General features: G+C 72.5%; 25 protein-coding genes, 1 tRNA gene and 1 riboswitch. Of the genes, 9 read left to right on the top strand and 17 right to left on the bottom strand.

All coding sequences use genetic code 11. The features are described from left to right. Positions 1–54 precede the first annotated feature (54 nt). The 3 genes from ABZ404_RS12345 (at position 55) to ABZ404_RS12335 (ending at position 2,611) form a co-directional block, all read left to right on the top strand. A complete protein-coding gene (locus ABZ404_RS12345) occupies positions 55–780 on the top strand; it encodes an SDR family NAD(P)-dependent oxidoreductase (protein ID WP_358836052.1) in 726 nt (241 codons plus the stop codon). 75 nt (positions 781–855) lie between these two features. Next, positions 856–1,218, top strand: a complete 363-nt coding sequence (locus tag ABZ404_RS12340; RefSeq protein ID WP_358836053.1) for a metalloregulator ArsR/SmtB family transcription factor — start codon at positions 856–858, stop codon at positions 1,216–1,218. A 139-nt stretch (positions 1,219–1,357) separates the two neighbouring features. Continuing rightward, positions 1,358–2,611, top strand: coding sequence for an MFS transporter (locus ABZ404_RS12335; RefSeq protein ID WP_358836054.1), 1,254 nt, complete (start codon positions 1,358–1,360; stop codon positions 2,609–2,611). Positions 2,612–2,719: 108 nt separating this feature from the next. Here the strand turns inward: ABZ404_RS12335 and ABZ404_RS12330 are convergent, their stop codons facing one another. The 3 genes from ABZ404_RS12330 to ABZ404_RS12320 form a co-directional block, all read right to left on the bottom strand. After that, positions 2,720–4,939, bottom strand: coding sequence for an NADP-dependent isocitrate dehydrogenase (locus tag ABZ404_RS12330; protein WP_358836055.1), 2,220 nt, complete (start codon positions 4,937–4,939; stop codon positions 2,720–2,722). Positions 4,940–5,118: 179 nt separating this feature from the next. After that, a tRNA-Pro gene (locus ABZ404_RS12325) sits at positions 5,119–5,195 on the bottom strand. Positions 5,196–5,264: 69 nt separating this feature from the next. Next, positions 5,265–6,488 (bottom strand): Gfo/Idh/MocA family oxidoreductase, encoded by a 1,224-nt coding sequence (locus ABZ404_RS12320; RefSeq protein ID WP_358836056.1) that lies wholly within the window; start codon positions 6,486–6,488, stop codon positions 5,265–5,267. Between the two features lie 609 nt (positions 6,489–7,097). On the opposite strand from ABZ404_RS12320, the gene ABZ404_RS12315 reads away from it, so the two are divergent. Continuing rightward, a complete protein-coding gene (locus tag ABZ404_RS12315) occupies positions 7,098–8,303 on the top strand; it encodes an acyl-CoA dehydrogenase family protein (protein ID WP_358836057.1) in 1,206 nt (401 codons plus the stop codon). A gap of 27 nt (positions 8,304–8,330) precedes the next feature. Here ABZ404_RS12315 and ABZ404_RS12310 read toward each other — a convergent pair whose 3' ends face one another. From ABZ404_RS12310 to ABZ404_RS12280, 7 genes are all read right to left on the bottom strand, one after another. Further along, a complete protein-coding gene (locus ABZ404_RS12310) occupies positions 8,331–8,900 on the bottom strand; it encodes a GAF domain-containing protein (RefSeq protein ID WP_358836058.1) in 570 nt (189 codons plus the stop codon). Next, positions 8,897–9,511 carry an ATP/GTP-binding protein gene (locus ABZ404_RS12305; RefSeq protein ID WP_358836059.1) on the bottom strand — a complete coding sequence of 205 codons (615 nt, stop codon included), beginning with the start codon at positions 9,509–9,511 and terminating at the stop codon, positions 8,897–8,899. Before ABZ404_RS12305 ends, ABZ404_RS12310 begins: the two co-directional genes overlap by 4 nt. Next, positions 9,489–9,860 carry a DUF742 domain-containing protein gene (locus ABZ404_RS12300; RefSeq protein WP_358836060.1) on the bottom strand — a complete coding sequence of 124 codons (372 nt, stop codon included), beginning with the start codon at positions 9,858–9,860 and terminating at the stop codon, positions 9,489–9,491. Before ABZ404_RS12300 ends, ABZ404_RS12305 begins: the two co-directional genes overlap by 23 nt. A gap of 2 nt (positions 9,861–9,862) precedes the next feature. After that, positions 9,863–10,297, bottom strand: coding sequence for a roadblock/LC7 domain-containing protein (locus ABZ404_RS12295; protein WP_067166122.1), 435 nt, complete (start codon positions 10,295–10,297; stop codon positions 9,863–9,865). Between the two features lie 7 nt (positions 10,298–10,304). After that, positions 10,305–12,191, bottom strand: coding sequence for an ATP-binding protein (locus ABZ404_RS12290; protein ID WP_358990353.1), 1,887 nt, complete (start codon positions 12,189–12,191; stop codon positions 10,305–10,307). A gap of 216 nt (positions 12,192–12,407) precedes the next feature. After that, positions 12,408–13,601 carry an MBL fold metallo-hydrolase gene (locus tag ABZ404_RS12285; protein WP_358834401.1) on the bottom strand — a complete coding sequence of 398 codons (1,194 nt, stop codon included), beginning with the start codon at positions 13,599–13,601 and terminating at the stop codon, positions 12,408–12,410. Positions 13,602–13,698: 97 nt separating this feature from the next. Further along, positions 13,699–14,139, bottom strand: a complete 441-nt coding sequence (locus ABZ404_RS12280; RefSeq protein WP_358834402.1) for a TIGR03618 family F420-dependent PPOX class oxidoreductase — start codon at positions 14,137–14,139, stop codon at positions 13,699–13,701. A gap of 148 nt (positions 14,140–14,287) precedes the next feature. Here ABZ404_RS12280 and ABZ404_RS12275 point away from each other — a divergent pair, with 148 nt between their 5' ends. The 4 genes from ABZ404_RS12275 (at position 14,288) to ABZ404_RS12260 (ending at position 17,710) form a co-directional block, all read left to right on the top strand. Further along, positions 14,288–14,467 carry a hypothetical protein gene (locus tag ABZ404_RS12275; RefSeq protein ID WP_358834403.1) on the top strand — a complete coding sequence of 60 codons (180 nt, stop codon included), beginning with the start codon at positions 14,288–14,290 and terminating at the stop codon, positions 14,465–14,467. Positions 14,468–14,700: 233 nt separating this feature from the next. Beyond that, on the top strand, positions 14,701–15,699 hold the full coding sequence (locus tag ABZ404_RS12270) for a pentapeptide repeat-containing protein (protein ID WP_358834404.1): 999 nt from the start codon (positions 14,701–14,703) through the stop codon (positions 15,697–15,699). A 113-nt stretch (positions 15,700–15,812) separates the two neighbouring features. Continuing rightward, positions 15,813–16,610 (top strand): polysaccharide deacetylase family protein, encoded by a 798-nt coding sequence (locus tag ABZ404_RS12265; RefSeq protein WP_358834405.1) that lies wholly within the window; start codon positions 15,813–15,815, stop codon positions 16,608–16,610. A gap of 107 nt (positions 16,611–16,717) precedes the next feature. After that, positions 16,718–17,710: an NAD-dependent epimerase/dehydratase family protein gene (locus ABZ404_RS12260; protein ID WP_358834406.1), complete on the top strand. Its 993-nt coding sequence runs from the start codon at positions 16,718–16,720 to the stop codon at positions 17,708–17,710. Between the two features lie 78 nt (positions 17,711–17,788). Here the strand turns inward: ABZ404_RS12260 and ABZ404_RS12255 are convergent, their stop codons facing one another. Both ABZ404_RS12255 and ABZ404_RS12250 read right to left on the bottom strand, forming a co-directional pair. Continuing rightward, entirely contained in the window at positions 17,789–18,580 is a 792-nt protein-coding gene (locus ABZ404_RS12255; RefSeq protein ID WP_358834407.1) for an SGNH/GDSL hydrolase family protein, read from the bottom strand. A 151-nt stretch (positions 18,581–18,731) separates the two neighbouring features. Then, a complete protein-coding gene (locus ABZ404_RS12250) occupies positions 18,732–19,676 on the bottom strand; it encodes a LysM peptidoglycan-binding domain-containing M23 family metallopeptidase (RefSeq protein WP_358834408.1) in 945 nt (314 codons plus the stop codon). Positions 19,677–19,680: 4 nt separating this feature from the next. Beyond that, positions 19,681–19,875, bottom strand: a riboswitch (cyclic di-AMP (ydaO/yuaA leader). Positions 19,876–20,433: 558 nt separating this feature from the next. On the opposite strand from ABZ404_RS12250, the gene ABZ404_RS12245 reads away from it, so the two are divergent. Continuing rightward, positions 20,434–21,249, top strand: coding sequence for a tyrosine-protein phosphatase (locus ABZ404_RS12245; protein ID WP_358834409.1), 816 nt, complete (start codon positions 20,434–20,436; stop codon positions 21,247–21,249). Between the two features lie 13 nt (positions 21,250–21,262). Here the strand turns inward: ABZ404_RS12245 and ABZ404_RS12240 are convergent, their stop codons facing one another. The 5 genes from ABZ404_RS12240 to ABZ404_RS12220 form a co-directional block, all read right to left on the bottom strand. Continuing rightward, positions 21,263–21,406 (bottom strand): DUF6126 family protein, encoded by a 144-nt coding sequence (locus tag ABZ404_RS12240; protein ID WP_358834410.1) that lies wholly within the window; start codon positions 21,404–21,406, stop codon positions 21,263–21,265. Positions 21,407–21,416: 10 nt separating this feature from the next. Continuing rightward, the gene (locus tag ABZ404_RS12235; protein ID WP_358834411.1) at positions 21,417–22,025 is read right to left on the bottom strand and encodes a helix-turn-helix domain-containing protein; all 609 of its coding nucleotides are present in this window, start codon (positions 22,023–22,025) and stop codon (positions 21,417–21,419) included. 62 nt (positions 22,026–22,087) lie between these two features. Next, complete coding sequence (locus ABZ404_RS12230; RefSeq protein ID WP_358834412.1) at positions 22,088–23,485, bottom strand: aspartate aminotransferase family protein; 1,398 nt, start codon at positions 23,483–23,485, stop codon at positions 22,088–22,090. Next, a complete protein-coding gene (gene dxs, locus ABZ404_RS12225; RefSeq protein ID WP_358834413.1) occupies positions 23,482–25,389 on the bottom strand; it encodes a 1-deoxy-D-xylulose-5-phosphate synthase in 1,908 nt (635 codons plus the stop codon). The genes ABZ404_RS12230 and dxs overlap by 4 nt, the downstream gene beginning before the upstream one ends. 44 nt (positions 25,390–25,433) lie before the next feature. Next, positions 25,434–25,643 (bottom strand): flavodoxin-dependent (E)-4-hydroxy-3-methylbut-2-enyl-diphosphate synthase (locus ABZ404_RS12220; protein ID WP_358990350.1); only part of this gene is annotated, 210 nt, incomplete at its 5' end.

Below are 25,643 nucleotides of genomic sequence, written 5' to 3'. Positions count from 1 at the left end.
CCGCCCGCGCGACCCCGCCCTACTGCGCTGCAACGACCCCTGGAGTGTGTGGAGATGACTCGAACCGTCCTGGTGACCGGCGGCGGCACCGGCATCGGCAAGGCGATAGCCGCGGCCTTCCTCGCCGACGGCGACCACGTCGTCATCAGCGGCCGCCGCGAGGACGTGCTGCTGCGGGCCGCCGAGGAGCTCGACGGCCGGGTGACGGCGCTGCCCTGCGACGTCACCGACCCCGAGCAGCTGGAGGGCCTGCGCGAGCGGCTGCCCGACGTGCTGCACGTCCTGGTCAACAACGCGGGCGGCAACCGGGAGTTCGACGCCCCGCCGCCGGGCGATCTGCGGGCCATGGCCGAACGCTGGCGGGCGAACCTGGAGGCGAACCTGCTGGGCGCCGTGCTGACCACGGCCGCCGTCGACAAGCAGCTCGCGTCCGGGGGCGCCGTGGTCAACATCAGCTCCTTCGCGGCCGACCGGGGCGCGGGTTCGTACGGCGCCGCCAAGGCGGCCATGAACAGCTGGAACATCTTCGCCGCCCGCCAGCTCGGGCCGCGCGGGGTGACCTGCAACGTGGTCGCGCCGGGCTACGTCGACAAGACGGAGTTCTTCCGCGACCGCCGCTCGGAGCAGTTCCACGAGGCCCGGGTGGCGGAGACCATGCTGGGCCGGGCCGGACAGCCCGAGGACATGGCGGCGGTCGTCCGGTTCCTCGCCTCGCCCGCCGCCCGCCACATCACCGGGCAGGTCGTCCGGGTCGACGGCGGCGTGATCCCCACCCGGTGAGAGCCCGTCGCTGAGCGGCGGACCGGTGCGGGCCGGCCGCCCGTCGTGCCCGTACCGGACCTCTACGATGGGCCCATGAGCGCGAGCAAGCACCTTCCGGATGCGCACTCCTCGCACCCGCGCATCACGGGCGAGGACGAGCGTCTGGATGTCGCGGTCGCCGTCCTGACGCTGCTCGCGGACCGTACCCGGCTCGCCCTGCTCAAGGAGCTGGGCGCGGGCGAGGCCGATGTCACCACCCTCACCGAGGCCTGCGGGGCCGCCCGCCCCTCGGTCAGCCAGCACCTGGCCAAGCTGCGCCTGGCCGGTCTGGTGGCGACCCGCAAGGACGGCCGCCGGGTGGTCTACTCGCTGCGCCACGGCCATCTGCGCCGGCTGGTCGACGAGGCCATGAACGTGGCCGACCACCAGCTCGGCGCCCTCCCGCCGCACGACTGACCCGCACGACCGTCCCGCACGACCGACCCGCCCGGCACCGGCGTCCCACGGGTGACGACCGTCGAACATGTGCATAAGTACGCACGCATTGGTTACGATGGGGCTCCCCGCACCTTCTCGTGCCCCCGGGACGGATCCCATGCTGTCCGTACTGCGCAACCGCGCCTACCGCCACCTGTTCACCGCGCAGGTCGTCGCGCTCCTCGGCACCGGCCTCGCCACGGTCGCGCTGGGCCTGCTCGCCTACGACATGGCGGGCGGCCACGCCTCGGCCGTCCTCGGCACCGCGCTGGCGATCAAAATGGTGGCGTACGTGGGCGTCGCCCCGCTCGTGGGCGCCTTCGCCCACCGCGTCCCGCGCCGGGCCCTGCTCGTGGCGAGCGATCTGCTGCGCGCGGGCGTGGCCCTGACCCTGCCGTTCGTCGCGCAGGTCTGGCAGGTGTACGTCCTGATCTTCCTGCTCCAGGCGGCCTCGGCCGCCTTCACGCCGGTCTTCCAGGCGACCGTGCCCGAGGTGCTGCCCGCCGAGCGCGACTACACCCACGCGCTGTCCATGTCACGCCTCGCCTACGACCTGGAGAGCCTGCTGAGCCCCGCGCTCGCGGCCCTGCTGCTGACCGCCGTCTCCTACCACTGGCTCTTCGCGGGCACGACCCTGGGCTTCCTTGGGTCCGCCGCCCTGGTCGTGTCGGCCGTACTGCCCCGGCCCGCGCCGGAGCCCGCGCGCACCGGCGGCGCCTACGCCAAGGCGGCGTCCGGGACCCGGCTGTTCTGGGCGGAGCCGCGGCTGCGGGCGCTGCTCGCCCTCGACCTCGCGGTGGCGGCGGCCGGCGCGATGGTCTTCGTCAACACGGTGGTCGTGGTGCGCGGCCACTTCCACGAGTCCGCCGGCGCGGTCTCGCTGGCCCTCGGCGCGTACGGCGCGGGCTCCATCGCCGCCGCCCTGTGGCTCCCCCGGCTGCTGTCCCGGGCGAGCGACCGCGCGGTGATGCTCCGCGCCGCCTACGCACTGCCGGGCGTCCTGGTCGCGGTGGCCCTCGCCACCCTGGCCCCGGCGGGGAGGGGGAGCTGGGCGGGGATGCTGGTGACCTGGGCGGCGATCGGCGCGGCCAGTTCGGCGGTACTGACCCCCGGTGGCCGGCTGATCCGCCGCTGCGCTCCCGCGGCCGAACTGCCGGCCGCGTTCGCCGCCCAGTTCTCGCTCTCCCACGGCTGCTGGCTGCTGACGTATCCGCTGGCGGGATGGCTGGCGGCGGGGGCCGGGGTGCCGGTGACGGCCGGGGTGCTGGGGTTGGTCTCGCTGGCGGCGGCCGGGGCGGCGACGGCGGTGTGGCCGCGGGAACGCGCGCCGGAGCGGGCGGCCGTACGCCGGGCGACGGTATCCGTACGCTGACGGCACGTCACGTACGGGAAGCCGCAGGGGAACACGGGAAGATCCGGGAAAAGCGGACCGCCCCGGCCGGGCGTGGTGCCGGCCGGGGCGGTCGGGTGCCGCTCGGGATCAGCCGAGGAGCGCGAGGGCCTCGTTGAACGTCGTCGACGGGCGCATGACCGCCGCCGCCTTCGCCGGGTCGGGCTGGTAGTAGCCGCCGATCTCGGCCGGGGAGCCCTGGACCGCGATCAGCTCGGCGACGATGGTCTCCTCCTGCTCGGCCAGCGTCTTGGCCAGCGGGGCGAAGGCCTGCGCGAGCTGCGCGTCCTCGGTCTGCTTGGCCAGCTCCTGGGCCCAGTACAGGGCCAGGTAGAAGTGGCTGCCGCGGTTGTCGATGCCGCCGAGCTTGCGGCTCGGGGACTTGTCCTCGTTGAGGAAGGAGCCCGTGGCGCGGTCGAGCGTGTCGGCCAGGACCTGGGCGCGCGCGTTGCCCTTGGTCGTGGCGAGGTGCTCGAAGCTGACCGCGAGGGCCAGGAACTCACCCAGGCTGTCCCAGCGCAGGTAGTTCTCCTTGACCAGCTGCTGGACGTGCTTGGGCGCGGAGCCGCCGGCGCCCGTCTCGAAGAGGCCGCCGCCGTTCATCAGCGGGACCACCGAGAGCATCTTGGCGCTGGTGCCCAGCTCCAGGATCGGGAAGAGGTCGGTGAGGTAGTCGCGCAGCACGTTGCCGGTGACGGAGATCGTGTTCTCACCGCGGCGGATGCGCTCCACCGACAGCTTGGTGGCCTCGACCGGGGCGAGGATCCGGATGTCCAGGCCGTCGGTGTCGTGCTCGCCCAGGTACTGGCGGACCTTGGCGATCAGGTTGGCGTCGTGGGCGCGGGTCTCGTCGAGCCAGAAGACGGCCGGGTCACCGGTGGCACGGGCGCGGGTGACGGCGAGCTTCACCCAGTCCTTGATCGGCGCGTCCTTGGTCTGGCAGGCGCGGAAGATGTCGCCGGCCGCGACGGCCTGCTCCAGGACGACGTCGCCGTTCTGGTCGACCAGGCGGACGGTGCCGGTGGTGGAGACCTCGAAGGTCTTGTCGTGGCTGCCGTACTCCTCGGCCTTCTGCGCCATGAGGCCGACGTTCGGCACGGAGCCCATGGTCGCCGGGTCGTAGGCGCCGTGGGCGCGGCAGTCCTCGATCACGGCCTGGTAGACGCCGGAGTAGGAGGAGTCCGGGAGCACCGCGAGGGTGTCGGCCTCCTGGCCGTCCGGGCCCCACATGTGGCCGGAGGTGCGGATCATGGCCGGCATGGAGGCGTCCACGATCACGTCGGACGGCACGTGCAGGTTGGTGATGCCCTTGTCGGAGTCGACCATGGCGAGCGCGGGGCCCTCGGCCAGCTCGGCGTCGAAGGAGGCCTTGATCTCGTCGCCGTTCGGCAGGGCCGCGAGGCCCGCGAGGATGCCGCCGAGGCCGTCGTTGGGGGTCAGCCCCGCGGCGGCGAGCGCCTCGCCGTACTTGGCGAAGGTGCCGGGGAAGAAGGCGCGTACGACGTGACCGAAGACGATCGGGTCGGAGACCTTCATCATCGTGGCCTTGAGGTGCACCGAGAACAGCACGCCCTCCTGCTTGGCACGGGCGATCTGCGCGGTCAGGAACTCGCGCAGCGCCGCGACGCGCATCACCGAGGCGTCGACGACCTCGCCGGCCAGGACCGGTACCGACTCGCGCAGCACGGTGGTCGAGCCGTCGTCGCCCTTGAGCTCGATGCGCAGCGTGCCGTCGGCCGGCATGACCGCGGACTTCTCCGTGGAGCGGAAGTCGTTCTCGCCCATGGTCGCCACGTTGGTCTTGGACTCGGGGGTCCAGGCGCCCATGCGGTGCGGGTGGGCCTTGGCGTAGTTCTTCACCGAGGCGGGGGCGCGGCGGTCGGAGTTGCCCTCGCGCAGCACCGGGTTCACGGCGCTGCCCTTGACCTTGTCGTAGCGGGCGCGGATGTCGCGCTCCTCGTCGGTCTTCGGGTCGTCCGGGTAGTCCGGGAGGGCGTAGCCCTGCGCCTGAAGCTCGGCGACGGCGGCCTTGAGCTGCGGGATCGAGGCCGAGATGTTCGGCAGCTTGATGATGTTGGCGTCGGGCGTCTTCGCCAGCTCGCCGAGCTCGGCGAGGGCGTCGTCGATGCGCTGCCCCTCCTGGAGGTACTCCGGGAAGAGGGCGATGATCCGCCCGGCCAGCGAGATGTCCCGCGTCTCCACAGTGACCCCGGCCGTCGAGGCATACGCCTGGACCACAGGCAGGAACGAGTACGTCGCCAGCGCGGGCGCCTCGTCAGTGTGGGTGTAGATGATGGTCGAGTCAGTCACCGGGTGCTCCACTCCACGTATGCAACATTGCTCGACATCAAGATATCTCGTGGTGGCCCCGGCCCGGACAGGGCCCTGCCCCGGGGTGGCGGGCCCGCGAAGGGACCCGGGAACGGGAGAAAACACACGGAAAGCCGCCTTCTCCGATGGAGAAGACGGCTTCCGACCTGCGAAAACGCTGGTCGGGACGACAGGATTTGAACCTGCGACCCCTTGACCCCCAGTCAAGTGCGCTACCAAGCTGCGCCACGTCCCGGTGCCCGCCTGACCTGGGGTTTCCCCCGGCCGAACGTGCACGAGAACAATACCGCACTTCGACCGGTGGTCACGAACCGCTTTCGGCCGTCGGGTCCGGCGCCGTGGAGCGGCGCCGCTGACCGCCCGCGAAATACGCCACCAGATCCGGGGCCGGCGGCTCGACCCGGCGGGGCGTGCCGCCGTCGCGCAGGGACATGGTCGCCTCGTAGCCCGCCGCCACCGCCATCCGCGCGGCGACCGGCGAGGTGTCGGTGGGGCCGCCCTCGCGGGCGAACCGCAGGAACTCGTCCATCAGCAGCGGGTCCGCCCCGCCGTGCCCGGAGCCGTCCCGGGCGGGCGGCACCTCGTGGACCTCGTCGGGCTCGTCCCGGAAGTGGGAGCGGCGGGTGTTCCACACCTTGACCCGGCTGCCCGGCCCGTCGCCGAAGTTCTCCAGGCGGCCCGCGTCCCCGATGACGGTGTAGTTGCGCCAGTAGTCGGGGGTGAAGTGGCACTGCTGGTAGGCGGCGAGCACCCCGTTGTCCAGGCGCATGTTCAGCAGGGAGACGTCCTCGATGTCGATCACCGGGTTGAGCGCCCGCTGGGTGTGCGGCGGCCAGTGGCCGTCCTTGGTGTACCAGTCGTCCGCCTTGGGCTCCCCCGCCGCGCGCCGGTGCGGGTTGTCCCCGTAGACCATGAGGTCGCCCATCGCCTGGACGTCGCGCGCGTAGCCGCCGGCCAGCCAGTGCAGCACGTCGATGTCGTGGGCGGCCTTCTGGAGCAGCAGCCCGGTGGTGCGGGCCCGCTCGGCGTGCCAGTCCTTGAAGTACCAGTCGCCGCCGTAGCCGACGAAATGGCGGATCCACACCGTCTTGACGGCCCCGACCGCCCCGCGCCCGACCAGGTCGCGCATCAGGCGGACCACCGGCATGTGGCGCATGTTGTGGCCGACGTAGAGCCGCGACCCGGTCTCGTACGCCGTACGCAGGATCGTGTCACACCGCTCGACCGAGATGTCCAGGGGCTTCTCCACCAGCACGGCCTTGCCGGTGCGCAGGGCCGCGCAGGCGAGGTCGGCGTGGGTGTGGTCGGGGGTGAGGACGAGCAGGGCGTCGATGTCGGGGTCCTCGACGACCTTGCGGTGGTCGCCGGTCAGGGCGGCCTCGGGGAAGGCCCCGGCCGCCTCCGCGCGGGCCCGGGGGTCGGGGTCGGCGAGCGCGGTCACGACGGAGCCGCGGCCGGGGCGGTGGGCGACGCGGGCGAGGCTGCCGCGCAGGCCGTAGCCGAGGACGCCGATACGGAGGTCGGTCATGGTCAACTTCCTTACGGTCCGGGCGGGATGGCCCGCTCGCCGGACCGCCCCGCTGCCCGATGATGACATCGGCGCCCGGGCCGTTACCGCGCGCCGGGGCGCGCGCCTGCGACAACGCTTTCGCGCCATCTCCACCGGACTCCGCCCCAAGGCGCCGGTACGTGGTCCTGCCCGAGGGCCGCCGGGTGAAACGATCAGGTTCGCACAGGCGGAGGCCGTACGGCGGATGGCCGAATGGCCTCCGGACGCGTTCGCGCGCGGCCTCGCCGCGCCTTCCCGGGTGCTCCTCGATGCCATTTCGGTGCGCGTCCGGGACCAGAACCCGTCCCTCAGTGCCGTATGCCCACGAAACCTTTGCCGTTGGCATGTGGCAAGAAGACGAGACCGGGGAATGCCAACCGAGTGGAACCGAGGAGGCCAACCTCACAGAACACACCAGTAGTCAAACGTCAACACGCCCTGTTTCGGCCAAAGTTGACAAGCACGTTGTAGCGCCACTGAATGATCAACAACATGAGTGGGTCGGCCTCTTCGGGACGGGGACCACTGCCGATGCACCACCTGCTCGAACACCGTGACGAGCAGGCGTTTCGCGGAGGAGGGCTCGCCATGGACGGATACTTCAGCAGCCGCCCGCACCATCAACTACGGGAGCGTGTACGCCAGTTCGCGGAACGCGAGATCCGGCCCCGGATAGCGGCGATGGAGGCGGCGCGTTCCGTCCAGTACGACCTGTCACGGCTGATCGCCCGGCAGGGCTGGATAGGTGCCACCGTCAGTCCGTCGTACGGAGGGATGGGGGTCGGACACCTCGGGAAGACGATCATCATCGAGGAGCTCTCCCGGGTCAGCGGCGCCATGGGCGCCATGGTCCAGGCCTCCCAGCTGGGGGTCGCCAAGATAGTCCACTTCGGCAGCGAGGAGCAGAAGAAGCACTGGCTGCCCGCGATCGCCGCCGGTGACTGCCTGCCCACGATCGCGGTGACCGAGCCCGAGTCCGGCGGGCATGTCCTCGGGATGACGGCGAGCGCCGTCCGCGACGGCGACAGCTACGTCCTCAACGGGCGCAAGGTGTACGTGGGGAACAGCCATGTCGGGGACGTGCACGGCGTCGTCGTCCGCACCGGCCCCGGCTCCGGCGGGCTGACCGCGTTCCTGGTCGAGTCCGACCGGCCCGGGTTCTCCCTCGGCGCCGAGCGCGACACGATGGGCCTGCACGGCTTCAGCTTCGGCGAACTCCGCTTCGACAACTGCCGGGTGCCGGTGGAGAGCCGCCTCGGCGAGGAGGGCGACGGGCTCGCCGTGGCCTACTCCTCCAGCGTCCTGTACGGCCGGGCCAATCTGACGGCCGTCTCGCTCGGCATCCACCGGGCGATCCTGGAGGAGACCAGCAGGTTCTGCGCGGAGCGCGTCCGCTACGGAAAACCGCTGTACGAACTGCCCAACATCAAGATCAAGCTGGGCCAGCTCCAGTCCCGGCTGATGACGGCCCGGCTCGCGGCCTACCACGCGGTGCACCTGCTCGACCAGGGGCTCCCCTGCGACGCCGAGCTGATGAACGCCAAGGTGGTCAACGTCGAGTCCACGCTCGACTCGGCCCGCAGCGCCATGGAGATCCACGCGGCGGCCGGTCTCTTCACCGACTGCCCCATCGAGCGGTACCTGCGCGACGCGCACCACATCTTCGCCCCGGCCGGCACCACGGACGTCCAGCTGCTGCGGCTGGCGGAGGTGGCGCTGGGCACGGCGAAGGGCCAGTGGTCCCAGCGGCTCTCCGACGTCGTACGCACGGACGAGTTCGCGGCGGCCCACTGACCGCGCGGAGGTCATCGGGGGCGGCGGTCAGAAGCCGCCGTCCTCCCGGTGGTGGATCTGCTCGATCAGCTCGGCCGCCATCGACTTGATCGTCTCGAGACCGGCCCGGCCCCACGGCCGGGGCTCGGTGTCGACGACGCAGATCGTGCCGAGCGCGATACCGGTCCGGTCGATCAGCGGCGCGCCCAGATAGGAGCGGATGCCGATCTCGTCGACCACCGGGTTGCCCGCGAACCGCGGGTAGTCGCAGACGTCCTCCAGGACCAGGGCTTTTCGGCGCACCACGACGTGCGGGCAGTAGCCGTGGTCGCGGGCCATGAACCGGCTCACCCCGCCGGACGCGGCCACCGCGTTGAGATCGGTGCCCGCGTGCGCCCCCTCGGGGGTGTGCAGCCCGGCGAAGAACTGCTGGTGCTCGTCGATGAAGTTGACCATCGAATAGGGCGCCCCGGTGACCTCCGCGAGTTTGTGCGCGAACTCGTCGAACGCCGGATCGACATGCTCCCCGATACCGAGCTGGCGCAGCCGCTGGACGCGGACGGGCGCCTCCCGGTCGACCGGGGTGAGCAGCAGATGGCCGGTGGGGTCGTACGTCATGTGTGGGCTCCATGGCTGGTGGCGGCCGGATAGGTGGACAGCAGGTGCTGGACCAGGGTGACCAGGGTCCCGATCCCGGAGCTGCCGATACGGGCGTCGCACAGCACGACGGGAACCTCCGGCTTGAGGTCTATGGCGGAGCGGACCTCGTCGGGGCTGTAGCGGTAGGCACCGTCGAACTCGTTGACCGCGACGAGGAAGCCGATCCCGCGCCGCTCGAAGAAGTCCACGGCGGAGAAGCAGTCCTCCAGGCGCCGGGTGTCCGCGAGGATCACCGCGCCGAGCGCGCCCTCGGAGAGCTCGTCCCACATGAACCAGAACCGCTCCTGTCCGGGCGTGCCGAACAGGTACAGCACGTGCCGCTCGTCGAGCGTGATGCGCCCGAAGTCCATGGCGACCGTCGTGGTGGTCTTGGACTCCACCCCTTCGAGGCTGTCATGCGCCACGCTGACCGTGGTGAGCAGCTCCTCGGTGGAGAGCGGTTCGATCTCGCTGACCGCGCCCACGAAGGTCGTCTTGCCGACCCCGAAGCCGCCGGCGACGAGGATCTTCAGCGCGGTGGGGAAGAGATCCACGGCGGGGCTGACGTCAGAGCCGTCGTCGTAGGCCATCGAGCACTGCCTCCAGCAGAGAACGGTCGGTCGGGGTGTGGTGGAAGCGGGGTGCGCGGGCCGTCACCGCTCCGCAGTCCACCAGGTCGGACAGCAGCACCTTGGTGACGACGGCGGGCAGCCGCAGATGGGCCGCGATCTCCGCCACCGAGGTGGGTCCCTCGCAGAGCCCGAGCGCCTGCGAGTGCTCGGGCCCCAGCGGTGTCCGGGGCGGCTGTCCGGTCGCCATCACCTGCGAGAGCAGGTCCAGCGTGGCGGTCGGCCGGGTACGCCCGTTGCTGACGGTGTACGGCCGGATCAGCCGCCCGGCCGCGTCGTCGAGCCAGGGGCCTTCCTGCGGGGCGGGCACGCTCAGCGCCTCGTGCCGCTCGGCGTGCCGGCCCCTTGCCGGGCCGGCGTCACGAGGTAGGGCCGTACGCTCTTGACCAGCATCGCCATCTCGTACCCGAGCACCGCCGCGTCCGCCTCGCGCCCGGCGAGTACGGCCAGACAGGTGCCCGAGCCGGCCGTGGAGACGAAGAGCAGCGTGGAGTCGAGCTCCACCACCACCTGGCGGACCTCGCCGCCGTCGCCGAAGCGCGCGCCCGCGCTGCGGCCCAGCGAGTAGAGCCCGGAGGCGAGGGCCGCCATGTGGTCGGCGCTGTCGACGTCGAGACCGTGCACGGACTTCACCAGCCCGTCGGAGGAGAGCAGGACCGCGTTGCGTGTGTAGGGCACCCGCTGGACCAGTCCGCTGAGCAGCCAGTCGAGGTCCGAGACGTGTCCGGTCGGCGCATCGCTCGCCATGGTGCATCTACTCCTTGGAGTGTTCGGCGTCAGTTTCTGCCGGGTGCTGTAACGACTGGGCGGGGTGGGGCGGGTGCGGCTGCGGTACGGCCGTGTGGTCGTGCGGGGCGGGCTGCGACTCGGCGAGGCCGATGCCCCGCTGGAACGCCGCCATCAGCCCCGGGTCGTGCACGGCGTGCTCGTCCTCCCTGCGGGCGGCCGGGGCGTCGCGCAGCTGCGGGACGAGATGCTCCTGGCTGCGGCGCCGGGGCAGGTCGGGGCGGCCCGCGCCGTGCACCGTACCGTTCGCCGGGGGTATGGGAGGCACCGCGGTTTCCCCGGTGACGCGGTGGGTGCCGGGGACGGCGCCGGCCGGGCCGGGCCGCTCCTCGTGGGCGGCGCGGACCGGGAGGGGCGCCGTGCCCTGGGCGGACACGGTCTCGCCGTGCCGGGGCCGGCCGGGCGACGACACCGGCGGCTCGGCGTGCTCGGGCGCGCGGGGGGCGGGCGGCGCCATCGGCGCCGCGGCCGGGGCAGGCGGGGGTGCCTGCGGCGGGACCGCGGGGGCCTGGGGCTGGGCCGGGAGCGGGGTGCGGGCCGGCTCGGGCAGGGGTTGCCGCTCGCTCGACTGCCCCTCCTTCGGGGCTTCGGAGTCGGCGCCCAACAGGCCCTGCGGCAGCACCAGTACGGCCTGGACGCCGCCGTAGATGTTGGTCTGGAGGCGGACGGCGATGCCGTGCCGGCGGGCCAGCGCCGAGACCACGAACAGGCCGATCCGGCCGTCCTGGAGGAGGTGGGCCACGTTCACCTGATCGGGGTCGGCGAGCAGCGCGTTCATCTTGTTCTGCTCGGTGACCGGCATGCCCAGGCCCCGGTCCTCGACCTCGACGGCGAGCCCGGCGGTCACCAGCTGGGCGCGCAGCAGGACCTGGGTGTGCGGGGCGGAGAACAGGGTGGCGTTCTCGACGAGTTCGGCCAGCAGGTGGATGACGTCGGCGACCGCGTGGCCGCGCAGGGTGCCGTCGATCGGCGGCACCAGCTTGACCCGGGGGTACTGCTCGACCTCGGCGATCGAGGAGCGCAGCACCTCGGTCATGGTCACCGGGTGGGACCACTGGCGGCGGGCGATGGCACCGCCGAGGACGGCGAGGTTCTCCGCGTGCCGGCGGATGCGGGTGGCCAGGTGGTCGACGTGGAAGAGGCCCTTGAGCAGCTCCGGGTCCTCGACCTCGTTCTCCAGCTCGTCCAGGAGCTGGATCTCGCGGTGCACCAGGGACTGGAGGCGGCGGGCGAGGTTGACGAAGACCTCGACCTTCTGTTCGTTGCCGACGCTGCTGGAGAGCTGGGACGCCTGCACCACGGCGGCGACGGCCGCTTCGTGGGAGCGGGTCAGCTCGTGCGCCAGGAGGTCGAACTCGTCCGCGCCCGACGGGAGTTGCGCGGGTCCGCGACGGGCGGGCGGCCCCTCGCCGCGGCGCAGTCCGTCGACCACCGTGCGCAGGTCGGCGGCCGAGCGGGCGCTGCCCCTGCGCAGTCCGTTGGCGCGTGCGAGCACGGTCCTGGCGGCCCGGTCGGCGCCGATGGCGGCGGCGGCCACGGCCGCGAGGGCGAGCAGCGCCATCCCGGCGAGCGCGGCCCAGAGCGTCTTCGAGGGGTGGGCGTGGGTGGAGTGGAGGGTGACGACGACGGCGGCCGTGCCGCACAGCACGGCGGCCATGGCGGGCAGCACCGCGCTGCGCAGCAGCTGGGGCCGTATCCGGCTCTCGGTGGACGGGCGCTGCCCGCTCGGCGGACGTCCCGCCGGGGCCGGGGCGCCCGCGGGTGCGGCCGGGGGGGTCGCCCGGTGTGCCGTACGTCCGTGCCGCCCGCCCTCGCGGCGGTCGGACCGCGCGGCGGGTGCGCGAAGATGAGACATCTGCGTCCTCGGTACGTGGGGTCCCAGAGATCGTGGTCCCGGGCCCCGCTCGTTCCATGAGGGCCCGCGTTGATCGTCGGCCACTCACAGTAGGGGTCAACCCCTCACCCTCGGTGCGCAGTTGGAAAATTCCCCCCTTCCGTGTCCCGCTCTGGTATGACGCCTCGTACGGCAGCACGAAATACCGGGCTCGTCCCGGCCGCCGCCGGGCGTGTCCTAGGAGACGACCGGCGCCGCCTCCTGCTCCCCCGCCTTGGCGGGCCTGCGGGTGTGGGTGGGCCAGCCGTCCGCCGGGGGCGGTGCGACCGGGCGCCACCAGGGGGCGGACGGCACGCTCTGCGCGGCGGGCTCGAAGGGCTCGCCCGGGATCGGCAGCGCGATCCTGGCGTCGGCGGCCGCCGCGGCGGCCATCGTGCCCTCGCCCGGCTCGGACCACGGGTGCGGGGCGAGGTTGAAGGTGCCCCAGTGGATCGGGAGCATCAGGCCGTGCGGCCGGCCGCCCTGGAGGTCGAGGTGGGCGCGCATGCCTTCGGCCGGGGTCATGTGGATGTCCGGCCAGAACTCGCTGTAGGCGCCGATCTGGATCATCGTGGCGTCGAACGGGCCGTGCTCGGCGCCGATGGCCGTGAAGCCGTCGAAGTAGCCCGTGTCACCGCTGTGATAGATCCGGTGCTCGGGACCGGCGACGGCCCAGGACGCCCAGAGGGTGTGCTGCTGGTTGCGCAGGCCGCGGCCGCAGAAGTGGCGCGCGGGGGTGGCGGTGAGGGTGAGGCCGTTGACCTTCGTCGACTCGTTCCAGTCGAGCTCGTGGAGGCGCTCTGCGGGGACGCCCCAGTGCTCCAGGTGGGCGCCGACGCCGAGCGGGACCGCGAACACCGTCCCCGTACCCGCGAGGGCGCGGATGGTGGGCAGGTCCAGGTGGTCGTAGTGGTCGTGCGAGATGACCACCACGTCGACCGGGCCGAGGGAGGCCAGCGGGACGGGCACCGGGTGCAGCCGCTTGGGACCGGCGAAGGCGAAGGGGGAGCAGCGCTCGCCCCAGACCGGGTCGAAGAGCACCCGGCGGCCGTCGATCTCGGCCAGGACGCTGGAGTGCCCCATCCAGGTGATCCGCAGGCCCGTGGCGGGCGGCTTGGCGAGGTCGGCGAGCGTCGTCGCGTGCACCGGGATGTTGCCCACGGGGGCGCGCAGGGCCCGCTGCTCCTTCTGGAAGTAGATCTTGGCGAACTCCACCATCGAGCCCGAGGGACGCGTGCGCGCGCCCTCGGGGTTCTGGAAGACGCCGTCCGCGAAGTTCGGTGAGCGGCGGATCCGCTCCAGGCGGTCCCCCGCCGGGTCGGCCCCGAAGGCGGCGGGGCGCAGCTCGCGCAGCCGGGAGCGGAGTGGGAGCAGAGAACCAGCGCCGGTCACGGCACCTCCTGGGGCTCGGGGGTCATTCCATTATGTGCAACGGGTACGACAACGCGGGAACCGCGCCGTGCGGCGGTGGCGGCCCGCCGGGGACGGCTCAGGCGCGCGGCTGCCCGTAGGCACGCTCGACCCGCAGCCGGAGCACGAGGCGCCGGTCGCGGACCATGGCCCGCCGGTAGTCCTCCCAGTCCGGGTGCTCGCCCTGGACGTCCCGGTAGAGCCGGACCAGCTCCTCGACGGTCGCGTCGTACGGATCGGCGGCCACCGGGGAGAGGTCCGCCACCCCCTCGGCGACGGTCCAGGCCCAGCGGTCGGCGCTGGTGACGTGGTAGCCGGCGCGTGGGTCGCGGCGCAGGTTCCGGGTCTTGGCGCGGTCGTCGGTGAGGGAGACCTTGATCACGCCCTCGTCCGGGTAGTACGCGTGGTTCACGTTGGACAGCTGCGGCCGGCCGTCGCGCTTGAGGGTGGCGAGTACGCCGCCCTTCTCCTGTGCGACCAGCTTGAGCAGGGCTTCCTCGGATGCGTCGAATGCCGTCATGGCCACTGGAACAGCGCGCGCGGGGCTCCGGATTCCCCGGTGGGCCCCCGCGGGGTGAAGGTCGTGTGGGGAGCGCTCGATGACTGTGTGATGGACCTGGCATGACTGTACGGAGCGGAACGGCGGGCCGGGGCCCTAGTCTGGACGCATGTCCACTTCCTCCGACCAGCCTGGTTCCGTACTGCCGGACGCCGAAGCCGCCAACGCGGCGATCCGCGACCTCGTCGAGAGCACGGACCCCGAGGGCGGCTGGCCGTCGGAGGAGTACGAGCGACTGCTCACGGTGTGGGCGCAGGCCACGACGGCCGACCTCGACGAGGCCGCGTAGCGCCTGCCGGGCCGGCCCGGCCCCCCGGCGGCCGTTGCCCGCACGTCTCGTACGTCCGGTGACGTCTCGCTGCGAACCGGTCCGTCACGGTCCGGTCCGTCACGGCCCGGTCCGTTGCGGTCCGTGTGACCTCCCGGCGGTAGGCTCGACCCTCCTTTGTGCCCGCCCGGGCCCGCGTCCCACCGTCACGCGGCACCCCCGGGGCCCCAGAGAACCGCAGGAGAGCGTCCGCCGTGTCCGAGACATCCGAGAACCGCGTACAGGAGCGGGCCGCGGCGGCGCCCGGCCCGGTGGACGACCGCTCCGGGCTGCGGGCCGACTGCGCGAACTGCTTCGGCCTGTGCTGTGTGGCGCTGGCGTTCTCGCGGTCCACGGACTTCGCCGTCGACAAGGCCGCCGGGGATCCCTGCGCCAACCTCCAGCAGGACTTCCGCTGCGGCATCCACGACCGGCTGCGCCCCCAGGGCTTCCAGGGCTGCACGGTGTACGACTGCTTCGGCGCGGGCCAGAAGATCTCGCAGGTCACCTTCGTCGGCCGGAACTGGCGTGAGTCTCCGGACGGGTCGCGGCAGATGTTCGCGGCGCTCCCGGTGATGCGCCAGCTGCACGAGCTGCTCTGGTACCTCGCCGAGGCGGGGAGCCGTCCCGCCGCGCGTCCGGTCCACCGCCGGGCGGCGGCCGAGCGGGAGCGGATCGAGCGGCTGACCCTCAGCGACGTGGACACGCTCCTGGAGCTGGATGTCGCCGAACTCCGCGCCGGGGTGAACACCCTGCTGCTGCGCACCAGCGAACTGGTGCGCGCAGAGGTCAGGGGCAGGAAGGACCGCAGGGGCGCCGATCTGTTCGGGGCCCGGCTCAGGGGCGCCGATCTGCGCGGCGCGGACCTGCGCGGGGCGTACCTCATCGCGGCCGATCTGAGCGGGGCGGATCTGCGGCTCGCCGATGTGATCGGCGCGGACTTCCGGGACGCCGACCTCGCGGGGGCGGACCTCACGGACTGCCTCTTCCTCACCCAGACACAGGTCAACGCGGCCCGGGGCGACGACGCCACCGTACTCCCGGCCGGACTCGACCGGCCCTCGCACTGGCGCGCGGGGACGACGGGGCCCGCGGCGCGGTCCGGCGGCCGGGAGAAGGCCCCGGGTACCGCCGGCCGCCGGGGCGGTCCGTCCCGCAGGTCCGGTGGCGCCCGGCGCCGGGGCGCCGGCCCGGCCGGATCGCGCCGGTCGTAGCCGGTCGGCCTGCTGTCCGTCGGCCGCAGCCCCGACCCCACTATGCATTGCGTGTATACACCTCGCGTATAGTCCTTAGCATGTTCAGGTCCAGGCCGAAGGGGAGTCGCCTCATGCGCAGCAGCAATTCCGGAGTCCGCCGTGCCCGGGGGCGGTCCGCGGCCGCACTGGTGGCGGTGGCCGCGCTCGGACTGGCGCTGACCGGCTGCTCCGACAACGCCGTCTCGCCGCGCTCGGCCCGCGACGACGCGCTCGACAGCAAGGCCGCGGCCGGCGCCGACGCGGGCAGCGCCACCGGGGTCGACTGCCGCAAGGCCAAGTGCATAGCCCTGACCTTCGACGCCGGACCGGGCGTGAAGACGCCCCAACTGCTCGACACGCTCAAGGAGAAGAAGGTGCACGCCACCTTCTTCCTGCTCGGCGCGAACCACGTGGAGAAGTACCCCGACACCGTGCGCCGCATCGCGGCCGAGGGGCACGAGGTCGCCAACCACACCTGGTCGCACGAGCGCCTGGACAAGCTCAAGCCCGCCGAGATACGCGCCGAGCTCAACCGCACCCAGGAGGCGGTGGCCGCGCTGACCGGCCGCAAGCCGGTCCTGATGCGGCCGCCCCAGGGCCGTACCAACAAGGAGGTCACCAAGGTCAGCAAGGAGCTCGGGCTCTCGCAGATCCTGTGGAGCGCGACCGCCAAGGACTACTCCACCAACGACTCGGCCCTGATCACCGAGCGCATCCTCGACCAGGCCGACCGCGACGGCATCATCCTGCTGCACGACATCTACGACGGGACCGTGCCCGCCGTGCCCGGGATCATCGACGCGCTGAAGACGCGCGGCTTCACCTTCGTGACCGTGCCCCAGCTGCTCGCCCCCGCGGCTCCGGAGCCGGGCCGGCTCTACCGCCCCTGACGCACCCCGCCCCGCCGGCCGTGCCCGCACGGCCCGGTGGGTGTCGCGATTTCGCCCTCAGCATGGAGCTGTTCTCAGGACCCCTGCGAGCGGGCAGAGTTGCGGCCATGAAGCTGTTGATACTGGGTGGTACGGAGTTCGTCGGACGTGCCGTGGCCGAATCCGCCGTGGCGCGGGGGCACGAGGTGACGGTCTTTCACCGGGGCCGCCACGAGCCGCCCGCCGGAGTGCGGGCGCTCCTCGGCGACCGGACGGCCGAGGACGGTCTGGCGGCGCTGGCCGACGGCCGCTGGGACGTGGTGGTGGACACCTGGTCGGGCGCGCCCTCGGCGGTCCGCGACGCCGCCCGGCTGCTGGCGGAGGGCCGCGCCGCCCGGTACGTGTACGTGTCGAGCCGTTCCGTGTACGCGTACCCGGTCCCGGCCGGGGCGGACGAGGGCGCGCCGCTGGTCGACGGGTCGCCGGACGCCGAGGGCGAGGTGGCGTACGCGCAGGCCAAGCGCGGCGGCGAGCTGGCCGCGGTGCGGGAGTTCGGCCCCGACCGCTCGCTGCTGGTGCGCGCCGGGCTGATCCTCGGCCCGTACGAGAACATCGGGCGGCTGCCGTGGTGGCTGGGGCGCATGGCGCGCGGCGGTGAGGTGCTCGCGCCGGGGCCGCGCGGTCTTCCGGTGCAGTTCATCGACGTCCGGGACCTGGCGGAGTGGATCGTGAGCGCCGCCGACTTCGGGCTCTGCGGGCCCTACAACCTGGTCTGCCCGCCGGACCACACCACCATGGGCGAGCTGCTCGACGCGTGTGCGCGGGTCACCGGCGGCGGCGCGGAGCTGCGCTGGACGGACCCGGAGCCGATCCTGGCCGCCGGGGTCGAGCCCTGGAACCATCTGCCGGTGTGGATTCCGCCGGGTGAGCTGCACGACACGATGCACGGCTCGAACGTGTGGAAGGCCGTGCTGGCGGGGCTCGACTGCCGGCCCGTCGAGGAGACGGTCGCCGACACCTGGGCGTGGCTCGGGTCCCTCGGCGGCGAGGCGCCGCAGCGGCCGGACCGCCCCCGGGTCGGACTGGACCCGGAGACGGAGCGGAAGCTGCTGCACGGCTGAGCCGTGCGGGCGCCGCCCTCGGGGCGGTCCGTCGGTGACGCCGTCGGCCCACGGAGGGCCGACTGGGCTGATGCCCCGTCAGAGGGGCAGCAGATCGGGGCGCTTGGGCTCCACGTGGTCGCCCGAGCTCTCGCCCCGCAGCCGTCGCCCGATCCACGGCGCCAGGTGCTCGCGCGCCCACTGGATGTCGTCGCGCCGCACCTCCAGGGTGCCGCGCGGCGGCTGCGGCGGCCACGGCTGGTCCGGGTCGGCCGGCACCGCGAGCCCGAGCACCTGGGCGGCGCGCAGCGCGACCCGGGTGTGCCCCTCGGGCGACAGGTGGAGCCGGTCGCCGTCCCACGCCCGCCTGTCCTGCACGGACTTCAGCGACCACAGGTCGAGCACCGGGCACCCGTAGCGGTCCGCGATGGAGCGCACGTGCGCGGTGTACGTCGCCACCTTGCCGCGCAGATGCTTGAAGACCGGCACCCCGCGCGTGTCGAACCCGGTGGTCACCATCACCGTCGGGATCGTGCTCTTCAGGTCCGCGACCGCGCGCTCGAAGCGCTCGGCCACGTCGTCCGGGTCACTGCCCGGCCGGATGATGTCGTTGCCCCCCGCGCAGAAGGTCACCAGGTCGGGCGCGAGTTCCTTGGCCCGCGGCACCTGCTCCTCGACGATCTGGTCGAGGAGCCTGCCGCGGACCGCGAGATTGGCGTAGCGAAAGGCCCCCTCCGGTCGCTGATCTGCCAGTAGCACGGCGAACCTGTCCGCCCAGCCGACGAACGCCCCGTCCGGGCCGGGGTCGCCGACGCCTTCCGTGAAGCTGTCGCCGATCGCCGTGTACGACCCGAACGTACCGCTGTTGAATGATCTCGAATCGTCTGCCACGGGACCATATCTTTCCCCTACCGGTGTGACCTACGCGACCGTAAGGAGGGGTTGACGGTGGGTGATATAGACCACCCGGTCAGTTTCGCCCAGCGGGAATACGCCGAATACCTCCGGCCCACCGGACAAAACCGGGGCCGGCCGGCTTCGTTTAGAGAGCCGCGCCCTGCTGCCTGAGGTAGGCGATCGGGTCGACGTCCGAGCCGTAGTCGGGCGTGGTGCGGATCTCGAAGTGCAGGTGCGGGCCGGTGACGTTGCCGGTGGCGCCGGAGAGCCCGATCTGCTGGCCCGCGGTCACGGTCTGCCCGGCCGAGACGGAGAGCTGGGAGAAGTGGGCGTACTGGGAGTACATGCCGTCGGCGTGCCGGATGACGACCTGGTTGCCGTAGGCGCCGCCCCAGCCGGCCGAGACGACCGTGCCCGGGCCGACGGCCCTGACCGTGGTGCCGGTCTCGGCCGCGAAGTCGACGCCGGTGTGGTAGCCGCTGGACCACATGGACCCGGCCATGCGGTACGGGGTGCCGATGCTCACGCTGTCGAGCGGCGCGCGGAAGCCGGTGGAGGAGCCCTGGTCCGCGGTGGTGGAGCCCTGGTCCGTGGTGGTGGAGGTGTTCGTGGCCGGGGCCGGCGAGGACGGCGCCGGGGTGCGGGGCGCGGGGGTCGACGCCTTCGTGCCGGACTCGTGCGTGGTCGTCCTGGCGGACCCGTGCGGCGCGCCGGTCTTGGCCTTGGCGCCGAGCACGAGCTTCATGCCCGGGCGGATCAGCGCCGGGTCGGCGCCGACGACCTCGCGGTTGTCCCGGTAGAGCCGCTGCCAGCTGCCGAGCCGGTGGTCCTCGGCGATCCGCGAGAGGCAGTCGCCGCTCTTGACCTTGTACGTGGTGGGGGCGGCCTGGGGCGCGGCGGCGGCGAGGGTCCCGGTGGTGCGGGCGGCCTGCTGGGGCGCGGTGGCGGGGGCGGCGGTCTGCACCGCGGCGTGCGCGCCGGTGGCGCCGAGCAGCGGGATGGCGAGTGCGGCGCCACCCGTACCGGCGGCGGCGATGCCCCGGGATATCGGGCTGGACTTGGGACGGCGGTGCTTACCCTTCGCGGGCATGGCGGATTCCTCTCCGGCGCCTGCGAGGTGAGCTGTCGGGTTCGGGCTGGAGATGCCCGGCCGGGCACCGGTCACGGTGCTTCGGCTTCACCCCGAGCCGTGCCGGAATTCCGGACGGCGCTTACCTGGGTCCCCCGCTCCTGCCACGCGTGGATGGGTGCGGATTCCGAGCGGTGGCAGGATTCGGCGGTCCACTCGGATTGCGGTGACCGTAAGCGAGCCCGGTGGGCCACGACAAGTGCCGATTTCCCTTCGGCATTCCCGGCCGGGAATTCCTACGGGAATCGCGGTCACCCTGCGTCGACCGTCATTCCCAACGGGCCCGGCCGGACGGGGGAATTCATCCGGGGCCGCCACCACGGAACGTCACGGATATGACGCTGCTCACGGGTAATCCCCCTGTGCCGAGCGGGAGATGGACAGGGGCCACCAAATCGCCCCATAAGGTCGAAAGTTCTGCCCCTCTTCACCCCTCTCCCACACCATCGCCCCACTCTGCCCGTTTTGATCCGATGCGACCGGAAAGCCGCCGGGCTCACCCGTCGCCCCCGGTCCGGAGCATCCCGAGCCCCAGTACGGCACAGGTACACACAGGCACGAACAGCGGCGCCGGCTTCGGGACAGGACATCGCGCGGGCAATGGGCGCGAAGGGGTCGCATTCCGGCCAGACGATCGAGATGATTGCCCCGGGAACCCATGTCGTATCGTCGGGACCGAGGCGGCGTGATCTTCTTTCGACCCCCATCAGGAGCCAACGTGACCCAGCAGACTCCGCAGATCCCTTCGACCGAACCCGAGCTCTCCGGCGTCCGCAACTTCCGTGACGTGGGCGGACTGCCGACCGTGCCCGGCCGGCGGCTGCGGTACGGACGGCTCTTCCGCAGCGGCCACCTCGCCCACGCGACCGCGCAGGACGCGGCCTTCCTCGCCTCGCTCGGCCTGCACACCGTCTTCGACTTCCGCAACGCGGCGGACCAGAAGCTGGAGGGCCCGGACGTGGAGCTGCCGGGGGTGCGCAACGTGAACATACCGCTGACGGACCCGGCGGACGGGGCGGAGTTCTGGAAGATGGTTCGCGACGGCGACATCAACCAGCTGCGGTCGGTGCTCTCCGACGGCCGGGGCGCCGAGCGGATGGCGCGCTCGTACCGCACGATCATCCGGCAGCGCACGGCCGAGCACAGCCGGGTGCTGCACGCGCTCGCCGAGGACAGCGTCCCGGCCCTGATGCACTGCGCGGCGGGCAAGGACCGCGCGGGCCTGTCCATCGCGGTGGCGCTGCTCGCGGTGGGCGTCGAGCGCGACGCCATCGAGGCCGACTACCTCAAGTCCAACGACCCGCACCGCCGTTACAAGATGCACCGCAGCGACAGCTCCCCCGCCGGCCTGAGCACCGAGGTCGTGGAGCTGCTCAACCCCCTCTTCGACGCCCGCGCCGGCTATCTCGACGCGGCCTTCGAGACCATCGAGGAGACCTGGGGCAGCACCGAGCGCTACCTCTCCGAAGGCCTCGGGCTCTCCCCCGAGACCCGTGAGCGGCTGCGCGAGCGGCTGGTCGAGGACGCCGTCTAACGGGCGCGCCGGGTCACTTGCCGACCGTGAACAGCAGGTAGAGGAAGGCCGCGAAGATGTGGCCCGCGATCAGATAGGCGAACAGCCGGACCACGAGACCCCGGGGGAACTTCGTCTCCCGGGTGTCGACGCCGGACCGTTCCTGGTTCTGCGACATGTCGTACCTCTCAGCCGTGCGGATGGTGCGGGTGCGGATCGGGGCTCTGGAGCAGGGTGTGGACGAACAGGAACGCGGCCCCGCCGGGCGAGACGGCGGAGATCCGGTGCGGGGTGAGCGAGTCGAAGTGCGCGCTGTCGCCGGGGTCGAGTTCGTGCGTGGCGTCGCCCAGGGTGAGCCGCAGCCGCCCGGACAGGACGTGCAGCCACTCCTCGCCCGGGTGGACGCGGACGAGCTCGCGCTGGGTGCCGTACGGGACCTCGACGCGCAGGGCCTGCATGGCGCGGCCTGGGTGCCCGGCCCGGTGGTAGGTCCAGCCGTCGGCCTCGGCGGGCTCGGCCCGGCCGCCCCGGATGACGGGCTCGCGCCCGGGCGGCATCTCGCCCAGCAGCTCCGAGACGGTCGTACCGTAGGTACGGGCGAGCGCCAGCAGCATCGGCAGCGAGGGCTGGCGGGCGCCCGTCTCCAGGCGGGAGAGGTGCGCCGGCGAGAGACCGGCCCGCGGGGCGGCGGCCTCCAGGGTGAGGCCCCGGCGGCGGCGCAGGTCGCGCAGGCGCGGGGCGACATCGGGGAGGGCGGGGCCCGCCGGCTCCCCGGCGCCTTCGGCGGGAGTGCTCATGCACTCCATTCAGTCAGCGCCTTGCCTCTGGGGCAAATTTTTTGCCCCAGAGGCAAAAAGCGCTACCGGTTGGCCACCGCCTGCTTGACCAGGGTGCGCCCGAAGTCCCACATCAGGCCACCCCCGCCGTGTGCGTCGTCCATCACGGCCGTGAACGCCTCGACGAAGCGGTCCACCTCGCGCTCGCCGATCGTCAGCGGCGGGATCAGCTTGATCACCTCCAGATGGTCCCCGGAGACCTGGGTGAGGATGCGGTGCTTCTGGAGCAGCGGCACCACGACCATCTGCGCGAACAGGCCCTTGCGGGCGGCCTGGAGCATGGTCCAGCGCCCGCGCAGCCGGATCGAGGAGGGCTTGCCGAACTCGATGCCGACCATCAGGCCGCGCCCGCGCACGTCGTGCAGCAACTCGTAGCGGTCGACCAGCGCGGCCAGTCTCGACTTCAGGAGTTCGCCGGCGGCGCGGGCGTTGGCGACGACCTCCTCGTCCTCCATCACCGCGAGCACCGCGAGGCCCGCCGCCATCGCCTGGGCGTTGGAGCCGAAGCTCGCGGAGTGGACCAGGACCCGGTCCATCGACGAGTAGACCTTCTTGAAGATCCACTCCTTGCCGAGGGTCGCCCCGACGGGCACGTACCCGCCGGAGAGCGCCTTGGCGACACAGACCAGGTCCGGCTCGACGCCCTGCTCGTGCTGGTAGGCGTAGAAGTCGCCGGTCCGGCCGAGACCGGTCTGCACCTCGTCCGCGATCAGCAGCGCCCTGTGCCGGTGCAGCAGCTCCTGCGCGGCGAGCAGATAGCCGGGCGGCGCCTCGTGGACGCCCTTGCCCTGGATCGGCTCGACGATCAGCGCGGCCACGTCCCCGCGCTTCAGCTCCCGCTCCAGGGCCGCGAGATCGCCGAGGGGGACGGCCGTGTCGGGCAGCAGCGGGGCGAAGCCGTCGCGGAAGCCGGACTCGCCGTTGACGGAGAGGGAGCCGGTGGTCAGCCCGTGGAAGGCGTGGGAGCAGTACAGGACCCTGGGCCTGCCGGTGGCGTACCGGGCGAACTTCAGGGCGGTCTCCACCGCCTCCGTACCGCTGTTGCCGAAGAACACCCGGTCCAGGTGCGGGCTGTGGGCGAGCAGCTTCTCGGCGAGCAGGCCGGGCAGCGGCTGGCAGTCGAAGCGGGTGAGGTCGGCGAGCGAGGCGTCGAGGACGTCGTGCAGCGCCTTGCGCACCACGGGGTGGTGGCGGCCCAGGCCCATCACCCCGAACCCGGCGAGCATGTCCAGGTAGTCCTGGCCTTCCGTGTCCCAGAAGTACGCGCCCTCGGCCCGCTCGTAGACCTTGTCGAAGCCGATGGTGTGCAGCATGCGCGGCAGCTGGTGGTTGAGGTACTTCGTGTGCAGCTCGTAGCGCTCCCCGCCGCGTTCGGCGAGGAGCCGGGCCAGGTCGAAGCCCTTGGGTCCGCCGTCGGTCATCCGTCGTGTCCCTTCTCGGCCGCCGCTGCGGCGTCCTGGCGCGCCGCGAGGGCGGCGCTGATCCGTCCCGCGATCTCCACCGGGGTGAGCCCGATGTCGGCGAGGACCTCGGCGCGCTTGGCGTGCGCGAGGAACTGCTCGGGGATGCCGAAGGTGCGCAGCGGGGTGTCCACCCCGGCGTCCCGCAGCGCCTGCCCGACCGCCCAGCCGACGCCCCCGGTACGGCAGTTGTCCTCCACGACCGCGACCAGCGCGTGCCGCTCGGCCAGCGGCGCGAGCTGCTCGTCGACGGGCTTGACCCAGCGGGGGTCCACCACCGTGCAGCGGATGCCGCGCCCGGCGAGCAGGTCGGCGGCCTGGAGGCAGACGGGCGCGAGCACCCCGACCGCCACCAGCAGCACCTCGGCGTCCTCGTCCCGGCGCAGCACGTCCATCGAGCCGATCCGCCCGAGGGCCGCGAGGTCCGGGCCGACCGCCTCCTTGGGGAAGCGGAGCACGGTCGGGGCGTCGTCGACCGCGACCGCCTCGCGCAGCTGGGCCCGCAGCTGGGCCGCGTCGCGCGGGGCGGCGATGCGCAGGCCGGGCACGACCTGGAGGACGGAGAGGTCCCACATGCCGTTGTGGGAGGCGCCGTCGACTCCGGTGACGCCGGCCCGGTCCAGGACGAACGTCACTCCGCACCTGTGCAGGGCCACGTCCATCAGGACCTGGTCGAAGGCGCGGTTGAGGAAGGTGGCGTAGACGGCGACTACCGGGTGCAGCCCGCCGGTGGCGAGCCCGGCCGCCGAGACGGCGGCGTGCTGCTCGGCGATCCCGACGTCCCAGACCCGGTCGGGGAAGCGCGCGGCGAACTCGGTGAGCCCGGTGGGGTGGAGCATGGCGGCGGTGATCGCCACGATGTCCTCGCGCTCCCCGCCGAGCGCCGCCAGCTCCTTGCCGAACACCGAGGTCCAGGAGGGGCCGCCGGCGGGGGTGAGCGGGACGCAGGTCAGCGGGTCCATGGCGCCGACGGCGTGGAAGCGGTCGGCCTCGTCGTCCAGGGCGGGCTGGTAGCCGCGGCCCTTCTCGGTGAGGCAGTGCACCAGGACGGGGCCGTGGAAGCGTTTGGCGCGCCGCAGCGCCGACTCGACGGCCTCGATGTCGTGCCCGTCGATGGGTCCCACGTACTTCAGCCCCAGGTCCTCGAACATCCCCTGCGGCGCGACGGCGTCCTTGAACCCCTTCTTGGCGCCGTGCAGGGACTCGTAGAGCGGGCGTCCGAGCACCGGCGTCTGCTGGAGCACCTGCTTGCCCCAGGCCAGGAACCGTTCGTAACCGTCGGTGGTGCGCAGGGTCGCCAGGTGGTCGGCGAGGCCGCCGATGGTGGGGCCGTAGGAGCGCTCGTTGTCGTTGACGACGATGATCAGGGGCCGGTCGCGGGCGGCGGCGATGTTGTTCAGCGCCTCCCAGGCCATACCGCCGGTCAGGGCGCCGTCGCCGATGACCGCGACGACGTGGTCGTCCCTCTTCAGGACCTCGTTGGCCTTGGCGAGGCCGTCGGCCCAGCCGAGCACGGTCGAGGCGTGGCTGTTCTCGATGACGTCGTGCTCGGACTCGGCGCGCGAGGGGTAGCCGGAGAGGCCGCCCTTGGAGCGCAGCTTCGAGAAGTCCTGCCGCCCGGTGAGCAGTTTGTGTACGTAGCTCTGGTGCCCGGTGTCCCACAGGACGCGGTCGGCGGGCGAGTCGAAGACCCGGTGGAGGGCGATGGAGAGTTCCACCACCCCGAGGTTCGGGCCCAGGTGGCCCCCGGTCCGCGCCACCGCCTGAATCAGGAACTCCCTGATCTCCTGTGCCAGCGCGGGGAGTTCGGCGCCCTGGAGCGCCTTCAGGTCGTGCGGCCCCCGAACATTCTCCAAGATCGTCACGCTGGAGCCCCCTTCGGATCCCGTTCAGCTCTCGGTGGTTGCGGTCAGCCCCGTGCGGTGACGCTGGGGACGCCGGAGACGGCGCCCTCTCCCTCCATCCGCTCCGCGATCTTCATCGCTTCCTCGATCAGCGTCTCCACGATCTTCGACTCCGGGACCGTCTTGATGACCTCCCCCTTCACGAAGATCTGCCCCTTGCCGTTGCCGGAAGCCACCCCCAGATCCGCCTCACGCGCCTCACCCGGCCCGTTCAC

The sequence above is a fragment of the Streptomyces sp. NPDC005878 genome, assembly GCF_040629815.1.
In the GTDB taxonomy this organism is placed as follows: Bacteria; Actinomycetota; Actinomycetes; order Streptomycetales; family Streptomycetaceae; genus Streptomyces.
This window is presented reverse-complemented; position numbering and strand designations above follow the sequence as displayed.

Bases quoted from the DNA above. Each gene is read 5' to 3' on its own strand.
- ABZ404_RS12345 (WP_358836052.1), top strand. From the start codon at position 55: ATGACTCGAACCGTCCTGGTGACCGGCGGCGGCACCGGCATCGGCAAG.
- ABZ404_RS12275 (WP_358834403.1), top strand. From the start codon at position 14,288: ATGTCCACTTCCTCCGACCAGCCTGGTTCCGTACTGCCGGACGCCGAA.
- ABZ404_RS12265 (WP_358834405.1), top strand. From the start codon at position 15,813: ATGCGCAGCAGCAATTCCGGAGTCCGCCGTGCCCGGGGGCGGTCCGCG.
- ABZ404_RS12335 (WP_358836054.1), top strand. From the start codon at position 1,358: ATGCTGTCCGTACTGCGCAACCGCGCCTACCGCCACCTGTTCACCGCG.
- ABZ404_RS12340 (WP_358836053.1), top strand. From the start codon at position 856: ATGAGCGCGAGCAAGCACCTTCCGGATGCGCACTCCTCGCACCCGCGC.
- ABZ404_RS12295 (WP_067166122.1), bottom strand. From the start codon at position 10,297: ATGGCGAGCGATGCGCCGACCGGACACGTCTCGGACCTCGACTGGCTG.
- ABZ404_RS12305 (WP_358836059.1), bottom strand. From the start codon at position 9,511: ATGGCCTACGACGACGGCTCTGACGTCAGCCCCGCCGTGGATCTCTTC.
- ABZ404_RS12315 (WP_358836057.1), top strand. From the start codon at position 7,098: ATGGACGGATACTTCAGCAGCCGCCCGCACCATCAACTACGGGAGCGT.
- ABZ404_RS12260 (WP_358834406.1), top strand. From the start codon at position 16,718: ATGAAGCTGTTGATACTGGGTGGTACGGAGTTCGTCGGACGTGCCGTG.
- ABZ404_RS12240 (WP_358834410.1), bottom strand. From the start codon at position 21,406: ATGTCGCAGAACCAGGAACGGTCCGGCGTCGACACCCGGGAGACGAAG.
- ABZ404_RS12230 (WP_358834412.1), bottom strand. From the start codon at position 23,485: ATGACCGACGGCGGACCCAAGGGCTTCGACCTGGCCCGGCTCCTCGCC.
- ABZ404_RS12310 (WP_358836058.1), bottom strand. From the start codon at position 8,900: ATGACGTACGACCCCACCGGCCATCTGCTGCTCACCCCGGTCGACCGG.
- ABZ404_RS12290 (WP_358990353.1), bottom strand. From the start codon at position 12,191: ATGTCTCATCTTCGCGCACCCGCCGCGCGGTCCGACCGCCGCGAGGGC.
- ABZ404_RS12235 (WP_358834411.1), bottom strand. From the start codon at position 22,025: ATGAGCACTCCCGCCGAAGGCGCCGGGGAGCCGGCGGGCCCCGCCCTC.
- ABZ404_RS12250 (WP_358834408.1), bottom strand. From the start codon at position 19,676: ATGCCCGCGAAGGGTAAGCACCGCCGTCCCAAGTCCAGCCCGATATCC.
- ABZ404_RS12280 (WP_358834402.1), bottom strand. From the start codon at position 14,139: ATGACGGCATTCGACGCATCCGAGGAAGCCCTGCTCAAGCTGGTCGCA.
- ABZ404_RS12320 (WP_358836056.1), bottom strand. From the start codon at position 6,488: ATGACCGACCTCCGTATCGGCGTCCTCGGCTACGGCCTGCGCGGCAGC.